At 31.1% G+C, this 22,906-nt stretch carries 22 protein-coding genes; 11 read left to right on the forward strand and 11 right to left on the reverse strand.

What is annotated here, in order from left to right; translation table 11 throughout:
• Positions 1-24: 24 nt before the first annotated feature.
• A complete protein-coding gene (locus tag Ollyesu_RS03045) occupies positions 25-558 on the forward strand; it encodes an RNA methyltransferase (RefSeq protein ID WP_279302328.1) in 534 nt (177 codons plus the stop codon).
• Between the two features lie 45 nt (positions 559-603).
• On the opposite strand, the gene Ollyesu_RS03050 is transcribed toward Ollyesu_RS03045, so the two are convergent.
• Both Ollyesu_RS03050 and folK read right to left on the reverse strand, forming a co-directional pair.
• Entirely contained in the window at positions 604-1,083 is a 480-nt protein-coding gene (locus Ollyesu_RS03050; RefSeq protein ID WP_279302329.1) for a GyrI-like domain-containing protein, read from the reverse strand.
• Complete coding sequence (gene folK, locus Ollyesu_RS03055) at positions 1,073-2,209, reverse strand: 2-amino-4-hydroxy-6-hydroxymethyldihydropteridine diphosphokinase (RefSeq protein ID WP_279303057.1); 1,137 nt, start codon at positions 2,207-2,209, stop codon at positions 1,073-1,075. The genes Ollyesu_RS03050 and folK overlap by 11 nt, the downstream gene beginning before the upstream one ends.
• A gap of 72 nt (positions 2,210-2,281) precedes the next feature.
• Here folK and Ollyesu_RS03060 point away from each other — a divergent pair, with 72 nt between their 5' ends.
• The 4 genes from Ollyesu_RS03060 to rpsU all read left to right on the forward strand — a co-directional run bounded on the left by Ollyesu_RS03060 (position 2,282) and on the right by rpsU (position 7,087).
• Complete coding sequence (locus Ollyesu_RS03060) at positions 2,282-2,986, forward strand: queuosine precursor transporter (protein ID WP_279302330.1); 705 nt, start codon at positions 2,282-2,284, stop codon at positions 2,984-2,986.
• Positions 2,987-3,099: 113 nt separating this feature from the next.
• Entirely contained in the window at positions 3,100-5,772 is a 2,673-nt protein-coding gene (locus Ollyesu_RS03065; RefSeq protein ID WP_279302331.1) for an AsmA-like C-terminal region-containing protein, read from the forward strand.
• Positions 5,773-5,927: 155 nt separating this feature from the next.
• Positions 5,928-6,791: an RNA polymerase sigma factor RpoD/SigA gene (locus tag Ollyesu_RS03070; protein ID WP_111660146.1), complete on the forward strand. Its 864-nt coding sequence runs from the start codon at positions 5,928-5,930 to the stop codon at positions 6,789-6,791.
• A 101-nt stretch (positions 6,792-6,892) separates the two neighbouring features.
• Positions 6,893-7,087 (forward strand): 30S ribosomal protein S21, encoded by a 195-nt coding sequence (gene rpsU / locus Ollyesu_RS03075; protein WP_111660147.1) that lies wholly within the window; start codon positions 6,893-6,895, stop codon positions 7,085-7,087.
• A gap of 73 nt (positions 7,088-7,160) precedes the next feature.
• Here the strand turns inward: rpsU and murI are convergent, their stop codons facing one another.
• The 8 genes from murI to Ollyesu_RS03115 all read right to left on the reverse strand — a co-directional run bounded on the left by murI (position 7,161) and on the right by Ollyesu_RS03115 (position 15,439).
• Positions 7,161-7,940 (reverse strand): glutamate racemase, encoded by a 780-nt coding sequence (murI, locus tag Ollyesu_RS03080; protein ID WP_279302332.1) that lies wholly within the window; start codon positions 7,938-7,940, stop codon positions 7,161-7,163.
• Between the two features lie 67 nt (positions 7,941-8,007).
• Complete coding sequence (locus tag Ollyesu_RS03085) at positions 8,008-8,517, reverse strand: OmpH family outer membrane protein (protein ID WP_279302333.1); 510 nt, start codon at positions 8,515-8,517, stop codon at positions 8,008-8,010.
• Between the two features lie 43 nt (positions 8,518-8,560).
• Positions 8,561-9,571, reverse strand: a complete 1,011-nt coding sequence (locus Ollyesu_RS03090) for an OmpH family outer membrane protein (protein WP_279302334.1) — start codon at positions 9,569-9,571, stop codon at positions 8,561-8,563.
• 219 nt (positions 9,572-9,790) lie between these two features.
• Positions 9,791-12,367: a POTRA domain-containing protein gene (locus Ollyesu_RS03095; RefSeq protein WP_279302335.1), complete on the reverse strand. Its 2,577-nt coding sequence runs from the start codon at positions 12,365-12,367 to the stop codon at positions 9,791-9,793.
• Positions 12,368-12,377: 10 nt separating this feature from the next.
• On the reverse strand, positions 12,378-13,061 hold the full coding sequence (locus tag Ollyesu_RS03100; protein ID WP_279303058.1) for an isoprenyl transferase: 684 nt from the start codon (positions 13,059-13,061) through the stop codon (positions 12,378-12,380).
• 58 nt (positions 13,062-13,119) lie between these two features.
• Entirely contained in the window at positions 13,120-13,809 is a 690-nt protein-coding gene (locus tag Ollyesu_RS03105) for a DUF6089 family protein (RefSeq protein WP_279302336.1), read from the reverse strand.
• A gap of 98 nt (positions 13,810-13,907) precedes the next feature.
• Entirely contained in the window at positions 13,908-14,780 is an 873-nt protein-coding gene (locus tag Ollyesu_RS03110; RefSeq protein WP_279302337.1) for an NAD kinase, read from the reverse strand.
• Positions 14,780-15,439 carry an acetoin utilization protein acuB gene (locus Ollyesu_RS03115; protein ID WP_279302338.1) on the reverse strand — a complete coding sequence of 220 codons (660 nt, stop codon included), beginning with the start codon at positions 15,437-15,439 and terminating at the stop codon, positions 14,780-14,782. Before Ollyesu_RS03115 ends, Ollyesu_RS03110 begins: the two co-directional genes overlap by 1 nt.
• A gap of 93 nt (positions 15,440-15,532) precedes the next feature.
• Here Ollyesu_RS03115 and Ollyesu_RS03120 point away from each other — a divergent pair, with 93 nt between their 5' ends.
• The 6 genes from Ollyesu_RS03120 (at position 15,533) to clpX (ending at position 20,979) form a co-directional block, all read left to right on the forward strand.
• On the forward strand, positions 15,533-16,246 hold the full coding sequence (locus Ollyesu_RS03120; RefSeq protein ID WP_279302339.1) for a pyridoxine 5'-phosphate synthase: 714 nt from the start codon (positions 15,533-15,535) through the stop codon (positions 16,244-16,246).
• A 5-nt stretch (positions 16,247-16,251) separates the two neighbouring features.
• Complete coding sequence (locus Ollyesu_RS03125; protein WP_279302340.1) at positions 16,252-17,013, forward strand: alpha/beta fold hydrolase; 762 nt, start codon at positions 16,252-16,254, stop codon at positions 17,011-17,013.
• A 25-nt stretch (positions 17,014-17,038) separates the two neighbouring features.
• Entirely contained in the window at positions 17,039-17,392 is a 354-nt protein-coding gene (locus Ollyesu_RS03130) for a phage holin family protein (RefSeq protein WP_279302341.1), read from the forward strand.
• A 129-nt stretch (positions 17,393-17,521) separates the two neighbouring features.
• Entirely contained in the window at positions 17,522-18,850 is a 1,329-nt protein-coding gene (gene tig, locus Ollyesu_RS03135; RefSeq protein WP_279302342.1) for a trigger factor, read from the forward strand.
• 140 nt (positions 18,851-18,990) lie between these two features.
• The gene (gene clpP / locus Ollyesu_RS03140) at positions 18,991-19,665 is read left to right on the forward strand and encodes an ATP-dependent Clp endopeptidase proteolytic subunit ClpP (protein ID WP_279302343.1); all 675 of its coding nucleotides are present in this window, start codon (positions 18,991-18,993) and stop codon (positions 19,663-19,665) included.
• Between the two features lie 81 nt (positions 19,666-19,746).
• Positions 19,747-20,979 carry an ATP-dependent Clp protease ATP-binding subunit ClpX gene (gene clpX, locus Ollyesu_RS03145; protein WP_279302344.1) on the forward strand — a complete coding sequence of 411 codons (1,233 nt, stop codon included), beginning with the start codon at positions 19,747-19,749 and terminating at the stop codon, positions 20,977-20,979.
• A 159-nt stretch (positions 20,980-21,138) separates the two neighbouring features.
• Here clpX and Ollyesu_RS03150 read toward each other — a convergent pair whose 3' ends face one another.
• On the reverse strand, positions 21,139-22,728 hold the full coding sequence (locus Ollyesu_RS03150) for an OmpA family protein (protein WP_279302345.1): 1,590 nt from the start codon (positions 22,726-22,728) through the stop codon (positions 21,139-21,141).
• Positions 22,729-22,906 lie beyond the last annotated feature (178 nt).

Genomic DNA, 22,906 nt, shown 5'->3' on the forward strand with positions numbered 1-22,906 from the left:
CGGAAATGAAAATTAAAATTTTCAATGAGAAAACTAAAAAACAGCGAACTAGACAGACTAAGTATTGATGATTTTAAAACCGCTAAAAAAACACCAATAATTGTTGTTTTAGACAACATTAGAAGTTTAAATAATATTGGAAGCGTGTTTAGAACTAGTGATGCGTTTTTAGTTGAAAAAATTTACCTCTGCGGAATTACAGCAACGCCTCCACATAAAGACATCCATAAAACCGCTTTAGGAAGCACAGATACGGTTGCATGGGAATATGTTGAAAATACTTTGGATTTAGTTAAAAAGTTGAAATCTAACAACATAACTGTTTGTTCTATTGAGCAAGCTGAAAACGCTACGATGCTAGATGACTTTAAAGTTGAAGCTAATCAAAAATACGCTTTAGTTTTTGGTAACGAAGTTAAAGGTGTCGCACAAGATGTGGTTACTGAAAGTGATGTTGTGATTGAAATCCCTCAGTTTGGAACTAAGCACTCACTTAATATTAGTGTGAGTTGTGGTGTAGTGGTTTGGGATGTGTTTAGTAAGTTGAAAAACTTTTAAAATGCACCTCAACTATGCTCAATGTGACATCATTATAGCATAAACTTATTTAATAGGCACCCAAATCTCCTCTTCAGTTATTGGGTTTGAAGGATAATAGTCTTCAGGTAATTTTTCAAAATGCGGTCTGTTATCTAACACATATTCTGAATTTGGCAACCAATTAGTATGAATAAATTGCCAAGCTTCTAAAAACCCTTCTGGCTTTCCTTTGTAATTAAATACTGCGTAATTCCCTTCTTTAATCGTTAGCGTTTCCAAACCTTCAGGAATAGTTTCAAAACTTGACACTTCTACTCCAACCCATTTTACGTATTCTGTATGTGGTGTCATGTCTTTTAAATTAAACTCATCATACATTTGAATAGAGAATTTTTGTGTACCAACACGATTTAAAACCTCATGACGTCTAGGCATAAATTGTCTTGCTAGATTAGCTGTGCCTTGAGCATTGGTCATAAAAGTCAAGTTGTCTTTTAAACCAACTATTAAAATAGCTTTTGATTGTATAATTTTAGGCGTCATTTGTACAAATTTGATTTAATAACCATAAATAATCTGATCGATTTTTGACAAAATCTCTATCCGAAATATCTATAATCTTAACATTAAACTCGGTTTGGCTTTTTAAAAAGTCCAAATAACCAGCGTTAATTTTTTCAAGATAATCGTCTTCAATTTCGCTTTCGTATTTACGTCCACGCTTTTTTATATTGGCCTGCAAACGCTCTGTATTTTGATATAAATACACGTACAAATCTGGCTTTGCAATGTCTTTATACATTAAATAGAATAGCTTTCTGTACAATTTAAACTCGTCTGGTTGTAATGTGATTTTAGAAAAAATCAACGATTTAAACACATCATAATCACTAACAATAAAATCTTTAAATAAATCTAGTTGCCCTAAATCGTCTGTGATTTGCTGATAACGATCTGCCAAAAAAGACATCTCTAAAGTAAACGCATAGCGTTGAGGCTCTTTATAAAATTTTGGCAAAAATGGGTTGTCTGCAAAACGCTCTAGCACCAATTTGGCATTAAAATCTTCAGCTATTTGAGTCGCTAAACTTGTTTTTCCTGCACCAATATTACCTTCAATAGCAATGTAATTATGTTTTGAAAAATCAAATTGTTTACTCGGGTTTTTCAACCAAATTTTAACCGGTTCTAAAACACTTTTGTCTTCACACTCCTCTAAAAGGGTTTCTACTGTTTTATTAAATGTGGGATGCTCAAATTTACTTGCAATTAAATTTAGAGGCTCTAATACAAATCGACGTTTGTGTGCTTCAGGATGCGGGATAATTAGATTTTTTTCGTCTAGCTGTTCTTCATCATAAAAAATAATATCTAAATCTATTATTCTGGATTCATAACCATCTGCTTGCTTGGGTGAACGTCCTAAGTCTTTTTCAATTTGCAATAATTTAGTCAACACTTTTTTTGGTTTAAGTGTTGTTTTTATAGCAATACAAGTATTTAAAAAGTCGTCACCTTCAAACCCAAATGCTGGGCTTTGATAGACTTTTGCAATGCTTATAACATTACCAATGTGTTTAAAAACAGCATCTACAGCGTGTTGTAAGTTTTTAAACTTATCACCTTTATTACTTCCTAATGCTATGTAAACGGTTTTTTGGTCAATCATATATTCTTTAGCAAAATAACTAAAAGAAATCCACTTAGTTCTTATCTTTATCAAATCTGTTAATAAGTTTTTATGACACTAAAAGACAAACTAGCTGCACAAAAAATTTACTTGTTTTTAGGCGCACTTTTTATAACTGCATTGGTGGTTTCTAATCTTATTTTTCAGAAATTCTTTTATTGGCACCCTTTTGACATTGAGATTTTTAATACTAAATTATTTGAAATTTCAGTAGGTATTCTACCCTATCCAATTACCTTTTTAATCACCGATTTAATTAGTGAAATTTATGGTAAAAAACGTGCTAATCAAATTGTTGTTGCTGGAATTTTCGCTTCTGTATTTTCACTTTTAATTATTTATACTGCTAATACAGTTTCTGCAACATCGTGGTCGCCTGTTGACGATAGTTTGTTTACTACCGTATTTGGCAACACCATTATTGCAGTTTTTGCTAGTATGATGGCCTATTTGTTAGCACAATTGGTAGATATTCAAATTTATCATTTCTGGAAAAGCTTAACCAAAGGAAAACACTTATGGCTACGTAATAATTTCTCAACATTCTTGTCTCAATTTGTAGATACATTTTCTGTGCTATTTTTATTATGTTCTTTTGGAGAAATCCCATGGGATAAGTTTACAGGTTTACTCATTAGCGGGTTTATTTTTAAAGTTTTAATTGCCATTTTAGACACCCCCTTTTTATATTTAGGCGTCTATCTTTTTAGACAACGTTTTAATCTGAAAGTCAACGAAGAATTGCAATTACTATAGCATAAGAAGTAAATGCTAAACTTTTATTAAATACTTTTATATAAACATCTATTTAATTAGTTTGAGCGTAAGTAACTATAACAGATTTATTACCGTTTTACGGAACATTCAATATGAAAAAGAAACTAAAAATTATTGGAATTTCATTATTAATATTACTAACCTTATTGATTGCTAGTCCATTTATATTTCAGAGTCAAATCAAGGACATGGTTAGACGATATATCAATGACAATGTTAACGCTAAAGTCACCTTTGACGATGTAAATTTAAGCTTTATAAGAAGCTTTCCTCAAGCCAATGTTACGCTTGATAACTTTATGATTACTAATGTTGCACCTTTTGAAAAAGACACGCTTGCAATAGCAAAATTAGTATCATTAGATATGTCTGTAAAAGAACTGTTTAAAAATGCAGACGAAGATCCAATAATAGTCAATAGTGTGAATATTGATCAGGCATTAGTCAGTTTAAAAACCAATATTAATGGAGACGTAAATTGGAATATTGCAAAAGAAAATGACAGTTCGTCCTCAGAAGACAATACGCAAAGCGAAGGTTTTACCTTTGACATTGAAGATTATACCATCAATAATAGTGCTTTTAACTATTTAGACGAAAGTGCAAATACTAAATTTAAAATAACAAATTTAAATCATCAAGGTAATGGTCGATTCTCTGGAGCAGTATCGGAGTTGGATACAAAAACAGAAGCTAATGTTACATTTAGTATGGATGACATAGAATATTTAAGCGACAACAGTATAAAACTAGATGCCTTAATAGATTTGGATTTACCAAATAACACTTATACGTTTAAAGAAAACAAAGGTTTTGTTAACGATTTACCATTAGAGTTTAAAGGGTATATAAAATTGATTGAAGCAGGCCAAGAGATTGATGTTTCTTTTGAAAATCCAGGATCTTCTTTTAAAGACTTTTTAGCGTTAATCCCAAAAACTTATGCTAAAAATCTAGACAATGTTAATACAACTGGTAACTTTAAGGTTAGCGGTTTAATTAAAGGAGAGGTAACTGAAACTAAAATACCAACCTTAGACATCAACATTTTGTCTAATAATGCCTCTTTTAAGTTTGATAATTTACCTAAACGCGTAGAAAACATCATTATTAATGCAGAGGTGAAAAACGAAACTGGAATTGCAGATGATACTTATATCAAGCTTAACACACTAAATTTTAAGATTGATCAAGACGAATTTAAGAGCTCTGCAACCCTTAAAAACTTGACTAAAAACATTTTAGTTAACGCTAATTTAGATGGTATCTTAAATTTAGGAAACTTAACCAAAGCTTATCCAGTAGAATTAAATAACGAATTAAAAGGTATTTTAAAAGCAAAACTCAACACTAGCTTTGATATGAATGCGCTAGAAACTAATGCTTATGAGCGTATCAAAAATAACGGAACCATGAGTGTATCTGACTTTGTATTCTCTTCAGCAGACATTGTCAACCCTATTAATATTTCAAACGCCTCCATTAACTTTAATCCAGGTACAATAACCTTAGATAATTTTGTAGCAACAACTGGAAAAACAGATCTAAATGCAACTGGAACTATTAACAATTTACTTGGTTTTTTATTAAGTGACCAGAAATTAAAAGGTGATTTTAAAGTCATTTCCAACATCTTTGTGATTAGTGATTTTATGATTGAAGGTGGAAGCAATGCACCAGTTAATCAAAGTACAGAACCTGCAACCTCACTTAAAATTCCAGCATTTTTAGATTGTAATATCACTGCAAATGTCAAAACAGTACATTACGATAATTTAATTTTAAGAGATGTAAACGGAAATCTTAAAATTGCAGATGAAAAAGCACAGCTTAACAATGTTACCTCTAGTATTTTTGATGGTAATTTAAATCTTGAAGGTGTTGTAGATACAAAAACTGCAAAGCCTACATTTAGCATGAATTTAGGTGCAAAAGACTTTAACATAGCACAATCGTTTGAGGATTTAAATCTATTAAAAGCCTTGGCTCCAATCACAAAAGCATTACAAGGAAAACTAAACAGTAGTATTACTTTATCAGGCACATTGGGTGATGATTTTACACCGCTTTTAAATACTATTTCTGGTGACGCTTTTGCGGAATTACTAACAACAACATTTCAACCTAAAAATGAACAACTGTTCTCTTTATTAGAAAGTAAACTAGACTTTTTGGATTTTAGTAAACTAGATTTAAAAGACTTAAAAACAAAGCTTTCCTTTACTAATGGGCAAGTAACAGTAAAACCATTTGATATTAAATATAAAGATATAATAATGACAATTAATGGCTCTCATACGTTTAGCAATACTATGAATTATCAAGTAGTTTTTGATGTTCCAGCTAAGTATTTAGGAAGCGATGTCAATAAATTAATAAACAAAATTAATGATCCAGCTGTAAATAATATTACCATTCCAGTTACTGCAACTATTTCTGGTAACACTACGCAACCAAAAGTGCAAACCGATTTAACTAGTGGAGTTAAAAACTTAACCAATCAACTCATTGAAATTGAAAAACAAAAACTTATCAATAAAGGAAAAGACAAACTTACCGATGTTGTTGGTGATATTTTAGGAGGTAATAAACCAAAAGATTCTACTAGCACACAAAACAATAATACTGTTAAAGATGTCATTGGTGGTATTTTAAGCGGTAATAATAAACCTAAAGATTCTACTAAAACAGATAGTGTAAAACCAAAAAATCAAGTCAAAGACGTTATTAATGGTTTGTTTGGTAAAAAAAATAAAAAAGAATAGATTTTTGAAAATTTAACAAAAATTAGTCGTTTTTGTGTCTTTTTTTACTCAATTTTAATGGTTTATGTCTTTTTTAAAAAAGAAAGTGCAAATAATTAGGAATTGTCAATTAAATTGTTAGATTGTAGTAATAACATTAAAACAATCTAGACTGAATGAGGCAATTAAAAATTACTAAGCAAGTTACCAACCGCGAATCTAAATCCCTAGATAAATACTTACAAGACATTAGCAAACTTCCAATGATTACTGCAGAAGAGGAAGTTGAATTAGCTCAAAAAATTAGAGAAGGCTGTCAAAAATCTTTAGATTTATTGACGACTGCTAACTTACGTTTTGTTGTATCTGTCGCCAAACAATATCAAAATCAAGGTTTAACTTTACCAGATTTGATCAACGAAGGTAATGCAGGATTAGTAAAAGCTGCTAAACGATTTGATGAGACTAGAGGATTTAAATTTATATCCTATGCAGTTTGGTGGATCAGGCAAGCTATTTTATCTGCTTTAGCAGAGCAATCTAGGATTGTTAGATTACCATTAAACAAGATTGGGTCTATTAACAAAATTAGAAAAGTAACGTCGCATTTAGAGCAAATTAATCAAAGACCTCCAAGTGCTTCAGAAATTGCTAAAGAATTAGACTTGACTATTAGTGATGTTAAACAATCTATGAAAATTTCTAGTAGACATGTCTCCATGGATGCACCTTTAAAAGAAGGTGAGGATTATAGTTTATACGATTTAGTAAGTTCAAACGAGTCACCTAATCCAGACATGAATTTAATGCGTGAGTCATTAAACACAGAGATTGATCGTGCTTTGGAAACCTTAACACCAAGAGAAAGCGATGTGATTAGACTTAATTTTGGATTAAGTAATCAACCAGCAATGACTTTAGATGAGATTGGTAGAACCTTTGATTTAACTCGTGAACGTGTAAGACAAATTAGAGAAAAAGGTATAAGACGCTTACGTCAAACTTCAAAAAGTAAAATATTAAAAACGTATTTAGGGTAAACTTAATTACCAAAACAAGTAAATATGTATAAAATATTGCGATATTAATTTGAAAATATCCTTTATTTAACAGATATTTGCACTCTATTTAAAATTAAGATATGTTAAGAATTGAAATAAAAGAAGGTGAAAACATAGAACGTGCTCTAAAACGTTACAAGCGTAAGCACAGAAACGTTAAAGTAATGCAGAACTTAAGAGAGAAGCAATACTTTACTAAGCCATCAGTAAGTAGAAGAAGACAAATACAAAAAGCTGAATATATTCAAGGTCTAAGAGACGCAGAAAATATATAAACAGCCTTTTATAGTATATAAAAAAACCACGCATTTTTAAAATGACGTGGTTTTTTTGTTAGATTTATTTTAATTAAAACTTTAAATAGTCTACATTATATTTATTATCTAATAAGTCCTGCATGACTTTTGGATTTGCATTTGAGAAAAACTTTAAACTAGGTTTAACCTTCAACGTATTTAATAAATCATGTTGTTCTAAGATAGTTTTGGTTTGTTTGGCAACTGCTTCACCAGAATCGATAATCTTAACTTGTTTGGGTAGCAGTTCTATTAACTGAGGAATTAAGTAAGGATAATGCGTGCATCCTAATACCAAATAATCAATATTGGCTTCTAACATTGGTTTTAAATAAGTGGTTAATAACTCTTTCATTTTAAAAGAATTAATTTGACCATTTTCAATTAACTGAACAATGCCTTCTCCTTCTTGTTCTACCACTGTAATATCATTGCTATATAGTTGTGAGGTATTATGAAACAACTCACTACTTAACGTTCCTTTAGTTGCTAAAATTCCTATAGTTTTTGTTTTAGTTTGTAATGCAGCAGGTTTTATTGCAGGTTCAATACCAATAAAAGGTACATCATAGGTTTCTCTTAAATGTGCTATTGCATTAGTTGTTGCAGTATTACAAGCCACAACAATAAGCTTACAATTTTGATTAAGTAAATACTCAGTATTTTTTTCAGAAAGTGCGATTATGGCGTCTTTACCTTTAGGTCCATAAGGCGCATTAATACTATCTGCAAGATAAATAGTGTTCTCGTTGGGTAACAAAGCGTGTATGGCTTTCCAAATAGATGTACCACCTACTCCTGAATCGAAAATCCCAATGGGTTGTTTACTCATGTTTTTTAAATATAAAAAAAGCTGTCTAAAGTTAGACAGCTTAATTGTAATCTGAAAGGGATTTTAATTAAAATCCTAATTCTTTTTGTACATCAGTTAATAGGTCTTTACCTTCTGCCATGATAACACCAGATCCTTGAGACGAATCTAATACATAGTTGTAACCTTGTGCTTTACCAACTTTTAAAATAGCTGCTTTAGCTTTATCTGTAATAGGCTTAAGTAAGTCTAATTCTTTTTGCTGAAGTTTTTGTTGAGCATCTGCTTGAAACTGACGGATACTTTGTTGCATTTGTGCTAACTCCTCACCACGTTGTTGGTTTTGCTCGTTAGTTTTAGTTGCAGCTTCCGCTTCGTATTGCTTTGCTTTAGCTTGATATTCGTTTACCATCTCTTCTATATCAGCTTGGTAGGTTTTACCCATTTGATCCATTTCTGCTTGTGCAGCTTTCATTTCTGGCATAGATGCTACAAGTTCTGTAGTATTAATGTGGGCTACTTTTGTTTGAGCATGAGTTAAACTTGTCGCTCCAATAAATAATGCTGCAGCAAATAAAAGTGTTTTGAATTGTTTCATTTTTAAAATAGTATTTGTGTGTTATAAATTATTTGTATTTGTCTTAGTTATCTTCGTCTTCTGTGCTCTCTTTTTCTTCTTTAGCTTTCTTACGGTCTTCTAAGATTTTTTGTTTTTTAGCTTCAAGTTCTTTTTTTCTTGCTTCTCTATCTGCTAATTTTTTTTGTCTTCTTTCTTCTAAAATTTGCTCTCTTGTTTTAGGAGTTTCTTGTTGCTTAGTGCTTTCGTTTTCATCAAAAGAAACTGGCTGTTCATCTTCCTCCTTATTACCTTTATTTCTTTCTTTTAATTTTTCTTCTCTAGCTTTTGCTCGCTCTTCCAATATCTTTGCTCTTCTTTCCGCAGCTTCTTTCTTCTTAGCTTCTCTAGCATCTAAAATTTCTTTTTTTCTAGCTTCGGTTGCAGCTGCTCTTTCTGCTTTTTTATCGTCTAATGCCTTTTGACGTGCTTCTTGTTCTTCATTTATCTCAACAACTACGTCTTCTTCTTTGGCTTTTTTACGTTCTGATTTGTTTTTTGCTTGATTACGTTTAGACGCTCTTGATATGGTTCTAATCACTTGGTCACTCATATCAAATCGCTCTGCAGAATATAACATCACGACATCTGCTGATTTGTCAAAAACAAAATCATATTTTTTGGCTTTAGCAATATCTTGTACTGCTTGAAAAATTTGATCTTGAACAGGTTGCATTAATTGCCTTTTCTGAATCATTAAATCTCCATTAGGACCAAAGCGTTTTTGTTGGTAATCTAATATTTCTTTTTCTTCAAAAATGATATCTTCTTCTCGCTCTTCTATTAACTCTTTAGTTAATAGCGCCTTTTCATTATTTAATGCTTCACGTTTTAACTTGACATCATTAAGTTTACCTTCTATCTCATTTTTCCATTTTTGAACCTTACTTTCTAGTTGGTTTGTAGCTTCTGTATATTCTGGAATGTTTTCTAAAATATATTCTGTGTCTATGTAACCAATTCTAACTCCACGTTGGGCATTAGCAGTAAAGCCTGCTGCAAGCATCACCAATACAATAAGAACTTTTAATTTCATTTTGGAATTTGTTATATTATTTCTTGATTATAAACTCAAATTACTGTTAAACATTGCATTATTGAGTTAGTATTTTCAAAATAACGAATTTTAATCTTAAAAATTTTAATTCTTTAATCAAATCCTTGAAATGTTATTAGAAAATATCGTGCCAAAAATAAAAAAATATAGAAACTAAAGGGATTAATTATTGATTTTATTGGGCTGAACCGTTATTAATTAAAACTGTTGTCCTATTATAAAATGCGTTTCCCAACCATTTTTAACAGAAGCTCCTGGTAAAGCATCGAAACCGTGTCCAAAATCTATTCCTAACAGCCCAAACGCTGGCATAAAGATTCTAATACCAAAACCTGCAGATCTTTTTAACGCAAAAGGATCATAATCTCTGAAGTTATTGTAAGATGCTCCAGCTTCCATAAACCCTAAAGCATAAATCTTAGCAGATTGCTTTAATGTAATTGGGTAACGTAATTCCAAAGAAAATTTATTAAAAATAGTTCCACCATCTTGAGTAGATAATCCTTGATTTGGATATCCTCTTAATGCTACTGCTTCTCTACCATCCAAACTTAAAGCTCCCAAACCATCTCCTCCAACAAAGAAACGCTCAAAAGGAATAATACCTCTATCTTGGTTATATGCACCTAGAAAACCGAATTCGACACTAGGTCTTAATACTAATTTGTCTACTAGTCTTGTATACCAATCTCCTCTAAATTTAATTTTATAAAATTCTAACCAGTTGAATCGTTGTTGGTCTATTTCACTTATTCTATCTGATGCTGCTGTTCTAACAATAACGTTAGCACTAGCATCATTAACTATTGCTTGATTTTGTGCTCTTTCATCGCTTAAAGCAGAATAGTCTACATCATTAAATAATGAATATGGTAAAGAGAATTTTGCTGTAGCTGTAAAATTAGATCCTCCCATTGGGAATATTGGATCATTAAACGTATTGTTTCTACTTAATCCTAAGGTATAAGACAGGTTATTTGAGTACCCATCTCCAAACGTAAATAATCCTGTGTTATAGTTTTTTAAATCATAATGCTGAAAACTAATAGCTTGTGATAATGTAAAATAATCATCTGGTACAGATAATCGTTTAGCTAAACCAACGGTAACACCAGTAATATTGAAGCGTCTATCTTTATCTGCATTCCTTGTCTGCGCATTGAATAAAAATTGCTTAGTATGAGAAATAGAGGTCGAAAATTGTACTGGTTTTTTACCACCTAACCAAGGTTCTGAGAATGAAAAACTATAGGTCTGAAAAAAACGACTGGCTTGTAAACGTAACGATAATCTTTGACCATCTCCCATTGGAATTGGTTTATAAGCGTCTTTTTTGAAGATATCTTTAATAGAGAAGTTATTAAAAGACAATCCTAATGTCCCAATAAATCCACCACCACCATAACCTCCTTGAAGTTCAATCTGACTTGATCCTGCTTCTACTAAAGCATACTCCATGTCAATAGTCCCTTCTTCTGGGTTAGGGTTTTTAAAGTTAGGGGTTAGTTGCTCTGCATCAAAAAATCCTAATTGACTTAATTCTCTAATGGTTCTAACAACATTTTCCTTACTGTATAAATCTCCTGGTCTTGTTCTAATCTCTCTGTAGATGACATGATCATTAGTTTTTTCATTTCCAGTAGCTGTTACTTTGTTGAAGTATACTGGTTTACCTTCGGTAATTCTAATTTCCATATCAATGACATTACCATCTGCATTAACTTCTACTGGATTGATTGTAGAAAACAAATATCCATTATTTTGATATAAATTGGTTAAATCGTTGGCGTCAGGTTTTGTATTATCAGCAATTCGTTTTTGCAGCTCTACACCATTATAAGTATCTCCTTTATTAATACGTAATAATCGTTTTAAAGCTTCATCTGTATATACAGTGTTTCCTATAAAAGTGATATCTCCAAAAGTATATTTTTCACCTTCTTCAACTTCTATTTGTAGTGATACTGTTTTGTTATTATTAATGATTAATGTATCTGATACAATTCTAGCGTCTCTATACCCAACTTCTTTATACTTGTCTACTATAGTCGATAAATCCGTTTTATAATCTGCTTCTATAAATTTGGAACGCTTTAAAAGTCTTATTGGATTTATCTGCTTGGTATTTTTCATAGCTTTTCTAAGTTTTTTATCACTTAAAACACTATTACCTTCAAAGTCTATAGATTTTACTTTTACTTTTTCTCCTTTGTCAATGTTAACCGTCATGTTAACTAAAGGCTTACTAATAGAGTCAGTAACTACTTCTGTTGTATTTACTTTAACTTTAGCATTTAAAAACCCGTTTTTCTTATACTTATTCTCTAAGTAATTTTTAGTAGTGGTAACTAAGTTTTCTGTTACTTTAGCACCTTTTAAAAGCTTGTTTTCTTTAATAATAGTTTCTTGCTTTCCTTTTTTTACACCAGTAATAGTCACATCTTTTAACTCTGGCAAATCTGCTAATCTTATTTCTAGATAAGCACTATCACCTTCAGTTTTTAATAAGTATACTTCGATGTCGCTAAACAAATTAGATTTCCAAAGTTTTTTTATGGCATTACTAATCTCTTCACCAGGAATCATAATTTCATCTCCTTTTCTTAGCCCAGAATAGGTAATTATGGTTTGTTCACTAAAGTTTGTGTTTCCTTTAACTGTAATTTCGGCAAGATTATATTTTTTACCGTCTTCGTAGCTTAAATCCTGCGCATTTATTGTCAATGCACTAAAAAACGTGATTGCTATTAAGCTGTATTGTAATACTTTTTTCAATGGTAATTGTTTAGCTAATTTGTTCACTGGTTTTCCCAAATCGTCGTTCTCTTTTTTGATATTCTATAATAGCTTCACTTAAGTGTTGCTTTGTAAAGTCTGGCCAAAGAACAGGTGTAAAGTATAATTCTGCATAAGCTATTTGCCACAACAAAAAATTGCTTATACGTTGCTCTCCACTAGTTCTTATAAGTAAATCTACATCTGGTAAACTCTGCGTGTAAAGATGTGCATTAAATACCGATTCGTCAATACTTTCTGTAGAAATTATATTATTTTTAACTTTAGTACTAATTTCTTTAACAGCATTTAATAGTTCCTCTCTGGATCCATAACTTAGTGCTAAAGTCAAGTCCATATGCGTGTTTTCCTTGGTTAAGTCTATAACTTCCTGCAATTCTCTGTACACTTTTTTAGGCAATGATGTTAAATTTCCTATTGCATTTAACCTGATGTTATTATCTAAAAGTGTGTTAATTTCTTTTTTAAGAGATGAGACTAAAAGCTTCATTAACGTATCCACCTCTAATTTGGGACGCTTCCAATTTTCTGTTGAAAAGGCGTATAAAGTAAGATGCTTGATTCCGATTTCGGCACAAGCCTCTACGGTTTGTCTTACAGATTTTGTTCCACTCTCATGACCAAAAGCACGCATCATACCTTTTTGTTTAGCCCAACGACCATTACCATCCATAATAATGGCTATATGTTTAGGTAGATGCTGTTTTTGTATGTGATTCTGTGTCTTCAAATTAAAATCCGCAATAACATGGGTTTTTCCCAAAAGTGTAAGTTAAGGTAACACCTGTAAAAGTGTACCAATCGTCATTATTTAAGTTTCCAAAACTTCTGCTTGCTAGCTCTTCTGCGTCTGGAACACTACCATCTATTTCATCTGTAAAAGTATAACGTGCGCCAACTTCAAAAGCCAAAATAATTTCTGGTGTTATAGATGTTTTAAATCCAATGACCATCGGAATACCCCAAGCAATGCTTGACGTATCTTCTTTTACTAGTGTACCAGCATTATTTAAATAAAAATTATCGTGCTGGGTAGCGCTAATACCTGTATATAGGTATGGTGTAGATACAAATCCGCCTTGATGTAAATTAAAATCGAAAAAAGTAAATTCTACACCAGCAGATAATTCTATAATTTGATTATTAAACTCTAAGCCTCTAATTTGTCTACTTGGATCGTCAGAATTTTTATCAATCCCTTCTAATTCGGTAAAAATTAAAGAAATCCTGTAAGAGTGTCTTGGGCTTCTATTCCATTTATAAATAGCACCTAAAGCTAATTGCTTTGGTGCAATATAGTCTGTAGCACCAACATCTCCAATAAAATTAGAACCACCTAAATACAACCCAAATTCGTTGATTTGTGCTGTACTAAATTGTAGGCTTAAACATGTTAGTATTACTAGTGTTAACTGCTTCATAAATCTTCAAAGTTTGCAAATATAATAAATAAGATTAGCCTATAACAATTTGATTGAAATAGTTACACTTTTAAACAGATTTACCTGCAAATTATTGTCTAATTACGTTTGTCTTCTCCCCAAAGTAGTTTTTTTCGGAGTGTATCTAGAAAAGTTTCGTTGTTTAGCACAATCATTTTAATTGTAAATGGTGCTTTTTTTATAGTAATTGTTGTTTTATTGGACAAGGTTGCAATTCTAGAATCCAAAGACACTAAATGCTTTTTTTCTCTACCACTTACCTTTAAGGTAATAATAGTAGAATCTTCAATTACCAAAGGTCTTGCACTTAAATTATGTGGAGCAATTGGTGTTAATACTAAGCTTGACGCATTAGGTGTTATAACTGGTCCACCACAACTTAAAGAATACCCTGTAGACCCAGTTGGTGTGGATATAATTAATCCATCACTCCAATAAGATGTTAAATACTCACCATTTAACTCGGTTTCAACCGTTATCATAGAGGTCGTATTTTTTCGGCTTACTGCTATTTCATTTAATGCAAAATTACAGCTTTCTATTTCTGCGTTTTTTTCTGAACTTTCAATGGTTAATAAACTACGTTCTGAAATAGTATATTTTTTATCAAGTATAGAATGAATAGCAGCCTCAATATCTTCATGTTGTATAGTTGCTAAAAACCCTAAACGTCCTGTATTAATACCAACTATTGGAATATTTAAATCTCTAACCAAAGTTATAGCTCTTAATATTGTACCATCACCACCAATACTAACTAAAAAATCATAAGTACTATCTAGCTTTGAGAAAGTGGCATATTCTTTTTTTATTTTTGAAGCAATGCCTTTATAAAAATCAGCTTCAATAACAACATCTATATTTTGTTTTTTAAGCACATCCAGAAGAACCTCTAAGGAGGCTAATGGTTTTTTCTTTTGAAACTGACTAAAAACAGCGACTTTTACCATTATATATCAAGATATTTTTTTAGATAGTCAGAGCGTTCTTTTAATCCATCAATATAGCTATCTTCCTCGTGACCAGACACGATATTATAACTGTAACGTCTAAAAGTCTGCATAATATCACTTAACCCAGAATTACCTATCTTAATTGTAATCTGAGCGACATCATTTTCAATTTTAGAAATAAAAGCACCTAAAAGCTTACCATCATTACTTTCAACTATTTGACTAACTTCACTAAAAGAGTAGTCCTGCAATCCTTTTTCTACTATCAAAATCGCACCATTTTCTGAAAAGAAAGGGGTTTCATTAAATAATCCAATAACATCATTAAGTTCATAATACCCAAGATATTTATTGGATACATTTAAAACAGGCATGATGTTAGCCGAATTTTGTGCAAAAGCCTCTAAAACGTCTAACCAATTGGTATTGTCTCTAACAAAAAATCCTTCACCAGCATGTCTGTAATCTTGCAGTGGCTTATTGGCATCAAAACAATGTGCATCTGTTTCAGAAATACAACCTAAATATGTTCCATGTTCATCTTTTACAGGAATATGTGAGTACGTTAATTGATTAAACATCAATTGTAAATCACTAACCAAATCTGTGTTTAACAAAGGTTTTATATCGTTTATGATATATTCTGAAAGATTCATAATATTAAAACTTAAGTTTATGCAAATTAACCAAAAATTAGTACAATAAAGGGGTTCTACTTTGTATTTTTGTGTTTTTAATAACCGATTGATATGACAAAATTAAGCGTAAATATTAATAAAATTGCCACATTAAGAAACTCTCGTGGTGGTGATATACCAAATGTTGTACAATTTGCAAAAGATGTACAGCGTTTTGGTGCAGAAGGTGTAACGATACACCCAAGACCAGACGAAAGACATATTAGATACCAAGATGCCTACGATTTAAAACCTGTGGTTTATACCGAATATAATATTGAAGGTAACCCTATCCCAAAATTTATGGATATGGTACTAGAGATACAGCCAACACAAGTCACTCTAGTACCAGATAGTATTGATACTTTAACAAGCAATGCAGGATGGGACACCATAAAACATAAAGAGTTTTTAGTAGATGTTATCAAACAAGTTAAAGACAAAGGAATCCGAACCTCAATTTTTGTTGACCCAGATTTAAAGCAAATTGAAGGTGCTAAAGCAACAGGAACCGATAGAATAGAATTATATACTGAAGCATTTGCGCATCAATTCAGTTTAGGAAATAAGAATGCTATAAAACCATATACAGAATGCGCTGAACTTGCAAATAACATTGGGTTAGGTGTTAATGCTGGACATGATTTATCACTAGAAAATATTCAGTTTTTTAAGCAAAATATACCTGGTTTATTAGAAGTATCAATAGGTCATGCCTTGATTGCAGAAAGTTTATATTTAGGTATAGAAAATGTAGTGAATATGTATAAAAATAAACTAAAATAAACTACATGTTATTACACTCTCAAATATTGGGTAAAGGTCAACCACTGGTCATTTTGCATGGTTTTTTAGGGATGAGTGATAATTGGAAGACTTTAGGCAATCAATTTGCAGAACATTTTGAAGTGCATTTAGTAGACCAACGTAATCATGGTCGAAGTTTTCATAGTGATGATTTTTATTATGATGTGTTAGCTGAAGACATAAAACACTATTTTGAAGCACATCATATAAAAGAAGCCATTTTATTAGGACATTCCATGGGTGGAAAAACAGCCATGTTGTTTGCTTCAAAATATCCAGAATTAGTTAACAAATTAGTTGTAGCAGATATTTCGCCACGTTTTTATCCTGTCCATCACGATACGATTTTAACTGGATTAAACAGTTTAGATTTTAATATTTTAAAAAGTAGAGGTCAAGCCGATAAACAACTAGCTAACTATGTATCTGATTTTGGTACACGTCAGTTTTTACTAAAAAACTTGTATTGGGTAGAAAAAGGAAAGTTAGCTATTCGAATTAATTTAGAAACACTTACTGAACATGTCAGCGAAGTTGGTGAAGCCTTACCATTGCATGCTAAATACGAAGGAGATACTTTATTTTTAAGAGGTGATAAAAGCGAATACATTGGCAGTCAAGATGAGGCGATTATAAAAAATCATTTCCCAAAAGCAGACATTGTAACCATTGTTAATGCAGGACATTGGTTACATGCAGAAAATCCTTTAGATTTTTATGATGCTGTAACAAATTTTGTAAATTAATGTCTTATAACTAAACACTTAACTTATGAATTTAATTATTAGATTACTACTTAACGCCATTGCTGTGTTTTTTTTAGCAGAAGTCTTAAAAGGTGTATATGTAGATAATTATATCACCTCAATAATAGTTGCAATTGTACTATCTATATTAAACTTATTAATTAAGCCTATTTTAGTTATTCTAACTTTACCTATAACTATTTTAACCCTAGGACTGTTCTTATTTGTTATCAATGGATTAATTATTTTACTAGCAGATAAATTTATTGATGGTTTTGCTGTTTCTAGTATTTGGACTGCAATTTTGTTTAGTATTTTACTATCCATATTACAGTGGTTATTCCAATCTTTCTTAAAGTCGGATTCAAAACAAAAGTAAATAGTAAAAATCTCTGTAATTCAAGACGTTAAAAAATTTGTTGTCGTCTAAAAAAGTAGTACTTTTGCACTCCTTTAAAATTAAAAAAACTAGTGTTAAATGCCTATTTAGGGCTTTATATCATTTATAATGAATATTACAAGAGAAAACATTGATGCATTAAATGCTGTCGTAAAAGTAGACATCGCTAAAGACGATTATAGCGATAAAGTTGAAAAAATCTTAACAGATTACCGCAAAACAGCAAACATTCCAGGATTTAGAAAAGGTCATGTACCAATGGGAATGGTAAAAAAACAATACGGAAAAGCTGTACTTGTAGATGAAGTAAACAAATTACTTCAAGATGCATTAAACAAGTATTTAACTGAAGAAAAATTAGATGTTTTAGGTCAACCATTACCAAAACAACAAGACGATATTAATTGGGATGCAGACTCTTTTACTTTTGAATTTGAATTAGGATTAGCTCCAGAATTTAAAGTAGATTTAAAAAGTAAAAAAGCTATTACACATTATAACATCATTGCTGATGATAAAATGATTAACGAGCAAATTGAACGTATCCAAAAGCAATACGGTAAAATTGTCTCTGAAAAAGAAGTAAAAAAAGATAGCGAAATTACTGGAACCTTTAAAAATGAAGACAAAGAGATAGATAATACAACAACTATCACTTTAGATAAGTTTAAAGGTAAAGCAACCGAGAAAAAGTTTATTGGTGCTAAAGTTGGTGACGTTATTACTTTAAAGACTAAAGGATTATTTGCTGATGACCATGAGCTTTCGAATGCTTTAAAAGTACCTCATGATGATGCACATGGATTAGATATTGAAGTTACGTTTACAGTTACCGAAATTAATAGTCGTGAGTTAGCAGATCTTGATCAAGAATTATTTGATAAGTTGTTTGGAAAAGATGTTGTAAAATCTGCTACCGAATTAAAAGCGAAGATTAAAGAAGATGCAGAAAAACAATTTGTACAACAATCTGACCAAAAGTTATTAAACGATGTAACAGAGTACTTGGTAGACAATACTAAATTTGATTTACCAACAGAATTTTTAACTAAATGGATGCAAGTTGCAGGTGAAACTGAAATGGATGAAGCCCAAGCTAAGGAAGAATACGAAAAATCTGAAAAAAGTTTACGTTACCAACTTATTGAAGGTAAGTTAATGGAAGAAAACGGACTGAAGGTAGACTTTGAAGACGTTAAAAACAATGCCAAAAACATGATTAAAATGCAAATGGCACAGTTTGGACAAATGAATCCTACAGATAAAGAATTAGACGATATTGCTGCACGTGTATTAGGAAATCAAGATGAAGTAAGACGTATATCAGAGCAAGTAGTAAGTCAAAAATTATTAAACTTATACAAAGAAAAAGCTAACATTAAGACAAAAGAATTGTCTTATGATGCTTTTGTAAAAGAAGTTTACGGAGATAAATAACTAGTTTTCAATTAGTTTTAAGTTAAGCTCTCAAAAATCTATTAGGATAGGTTTAACAAAATAATCATTATCTTTAGGCGTTGTTTAGCAAGACTAAACAACGCCTAATTTTTTCAATTAAAAGCATATTAAATCAAACTATGGATTACGGAAAAGAATTCGAAAAATTCGCTATAAAAGATCAAGGTATAAGCAGTACATATTACAACAAAATAATTAGTAGTATGTATCCAACCAACTTAACACCAAACATTATAGAAGAACGTCAAATGAACATTGCTATATTTGATGTATTCTCGCGTTTAATGATGGACCGTATTATTTTTTTAGGAACAGGAATAAACGATCAAGTTGCAAATATTATTCAAGCACAGCTGTTATTTTTATCTAGTGTGGATGCTTCAAAAGATATTCAAATATATATTAACTCTCCAGGAGGAAGTGTATATGCTGGTTTAGGTATATACGATACGATGCAATTTATAAAGCCAGATGTAGCCACAATATGTACAGGTATGGCAGCCTCAATGGGAGCTGTATTATTATGTGCAGGAGAAAAAGGAAAACGTAGTGGATTAGAACACTCCAGAGTGATGATACATCAACCTTTAGGTGGTGCGCAAGGTCAAGCTAGTGATATAGAAATTACTGCACGCGAAATATTAATTCTTAAAGAAGAATTATATAAAATTATTAGTAAGCACTCAGGTCAAGATTACGACAAAGTCTATGAAGATAGTGATAGAGATTATTGGATGAAAGCTGATAAAGCTAAAGAATACGGAATGATTGACGAGATATTAACTCGTGATTAAATCAATTAAAATTAAAGAAATCTTTATTAGTGAAACTTGGTAAAGTTTTTCACTTCTAAATATTCAAATTAAATAAAACAGATGGCAAAGGAAGAGTTAGAATGTTCATTTTGTGGAAGAAAAAAACCTGAAACCAATTTATTAATTGCAGGTTTAGATGCGCACATTTGTGACAGATGTATTCAACAAGCGCATGGTATTGTGGTTGAAGAATCTAAAGAAGAAGATTCTAAAGATCTGTCTGCCGAATTAATGCTGAAAAAGCCTCTAAAAATAAAGTCTTTTTTAGATGAATATATTATAGGTCAAGAACACACTAAAAAAGTGATGTCGGTTGCAGTCTACAATCATTATAAACGTTTATTACAACCACCAACAAATGATGATATTGAAATTCAAAAATCAAACATCATTATGGTAGGACAAACAGGAACTGGAAAAACATTAATGGCAAAAACTATTGCTAGAATGTTAAACGTTCCTTTAGCAATTGTAGATGCTACAGTACTTACAGAAGCAGGATACGTTGGTGAGGATGTAGAAAGTATTTTAACACGTTTATTACAGGCAGCAGATTATAATCTTGACAAAGCAGAAAAGGGAATTGTTTTTATAGATGAAATTGATAAAATAGCACGTAAAAGCGATAATCCTTCTATAACCAGAGATGTATCTGGAGAGGGTGTTCAACAGGCTTTACTTAAACTCTTAGAGGGTACCGTAGTTAACGTTCCACCAAAAGGTGGACGTAAGCATCCCGATCAAAAATTCATCGAGGTAAATACAGAAAACATCCTGTTTATTGCTGGTGGAGCGTTTGATGGTATAGAACGTGTAATCTCTAAGCGTTTAAATATGCAAGCAATTGGTTACAGTGCTTCTATTAAAGAAGATGTTGTAGACCACGATAATTTGTTACAATACATTATCCCAAAAGATTTAAAAGATTTTGGTTTAATACCAGAAATAATTGGTCGTTTACCTGTTCTTACTTATATGGATCCATTAGATGCTAATACGTTAAGAGCTATTTTAACAGAACCTAAAAACGCTATTATCAAACAATACAAAAAGTTGTTTGAAATGGATGACATCGAGTTAAACATTACAGATGGAGCACTAGAGTACATTGTCCAAAAAGCAATAGAATATAAACTTGGCGCACGTGGCTTAAGAAGTCTTTGTGAAGAAATTTTAACAGATGCAATGTTTGATTTGCCTGGAAGTGACACAAAAAAATTAAGTGTAACTAAAGCTTATGCAGAGCAAAAATTGAGTAAGACGACTCTTAAAAAACTGAAAGCCGTTTCTTAATAAGCACTATAAAATCTATAAACAATAAAAAACCACTTTGTACAGATTGTATAAAGTGGTTTTCTTTGATTAATTTCAATGTGACTTTCCCTTAAGTCAGATTAATAGCTTGACTAATATATGTAATATTTGTCTGACTTCCAAACAATTAGCTGTTTTTTATTCCATTATTACAAACTCAACTCGTCTGTTTGCTTGATGTTGTTCTTCAGTACATTTAGATTTACAATCAAATAATGGTTGAGTTTCTCCATATCCATTAGATAATAATCGGTTTTTGTCAACACCTTTAGAGATTAAATAATTCATAGCAGATGCAGCACGTTGTTTAGATAATCTTAGGTTATAGGCATTATTCCCTCTGTTATCTGTGTGTGCATTAATTTGAATTTTCATTTCTGGATGCTCTCTTAAAACTACAGCTATACTGTTAAGAGAAATTTGAGATTCGTCCTTAATTGAAGCCTTGTTGTAATCAAAATAGATATTGTTAACCACAATCATCTTCTTTTCTTCAACATCAGCAATGACTGCTTTTTCTGCAACTAGTTCTAAATCTTCATTGTATTCTGTTTGATTTACTTTGTCTGCTATAAAAGAGACTTTATTGTCTTCAAATCCATCTTTAGTAGCTGTTATTGTATAATTCTCAAATGGTAAGATTTCAAAATTATATTTAGCTTCATCATCAGAATTTACAACAGCTACTGGCTCTCCTTCATCATTAAATAAAGTAATTTTAGCATTTGGTAATGGTATTTTAGTTTCGCTATCAACGATGACTCCTTTTAATTGCTGAGGCACCAATTCCATATTAAATTTATAAATGTCATGTCTTCCTTTTCCTAAAGATTTGTCAGAAGATAAATAACCTCTTGTTCTAGACGCTAAAAAGAATGCAACCTCATCATACTGTGTATTAATAGTACTACCTAAGTTAACAGGTTGACTGTAACCTGATCTTCTAATTCTACTAGTAAATACATCAAAACCTCCTATATTAGCATGTCCTTTAGACGAAAAGTAAATTTGCTTTCCATCTTTAGATATAGATGGATACTTATCATCTTCTGCTGTGTTAATTTGGTCACCCAAATTTACAGCGTCATATAAAGTTCCATCAGGTCTAATTCTAGCTACGTACAAATCAAAACCTCCAAAGCCTCCAGGTTTGTTTGAAGAAAAGTATAATTTGTCTCCATTTGGATTTACAAAAGGGTTCTCTATAGAATAACCATCAACATTAATATCTAATAATTGCTGCTCTATCCAATTTCCTTTTGAGTTTTTCTCTAAAGTAGTTTTATATAATTTATAGATTGCAGAACCATCTTCTGTACTTCTTGTATAATACATAGTCTGACCATCTGGTAAAAAACTAACTTGATCTTCGTTATCTAACGTATTTATTAACCTTGAAAATAAAATTGGATTATCTAATGTACCATCTTTATTAATATCAACACAAAATAAATTACGGTAACCTTCGTCAGTTGATTTGTCTGTTTTTGCTAATCCACCTAGTTTTTTAGCAGAAACCATAATAAATTTATTCATAAAAAATCCAGAACCAAATTCTGAATATTTAGTATTGATACCTGTATCTAAGGTCACAAAGCTGTAACCATTGTTACCAATGACTTCAACATTAGAATCTGTTATATTAGAATCCTCTATATATTCGGCTGTATCTTGAGAAAAAGATAGTTGTGTTATAAAAAACACTACACACACATACAATGACTTCATAATTAAGGGCTTTAAAATGAATTAATACATTGTAAATATATACCAATGACTTATTTACAGCATAAGAATTAGATGAATTGCCATAATAATCGATATGGACAATGCATTTTGTCGAAAACTACTATAAAACAACTATTTAATAGTAATTGTTTAATAAATACTATAAAAATTAAGCGTA

The organism is Olleya sp. YS, from assembly GCF_029760915.1.
GTDB lineage: Bacteria > Bacteroidota > Bacteroidia > Flavobacteriales > Flavobacteriaceae > Olleya.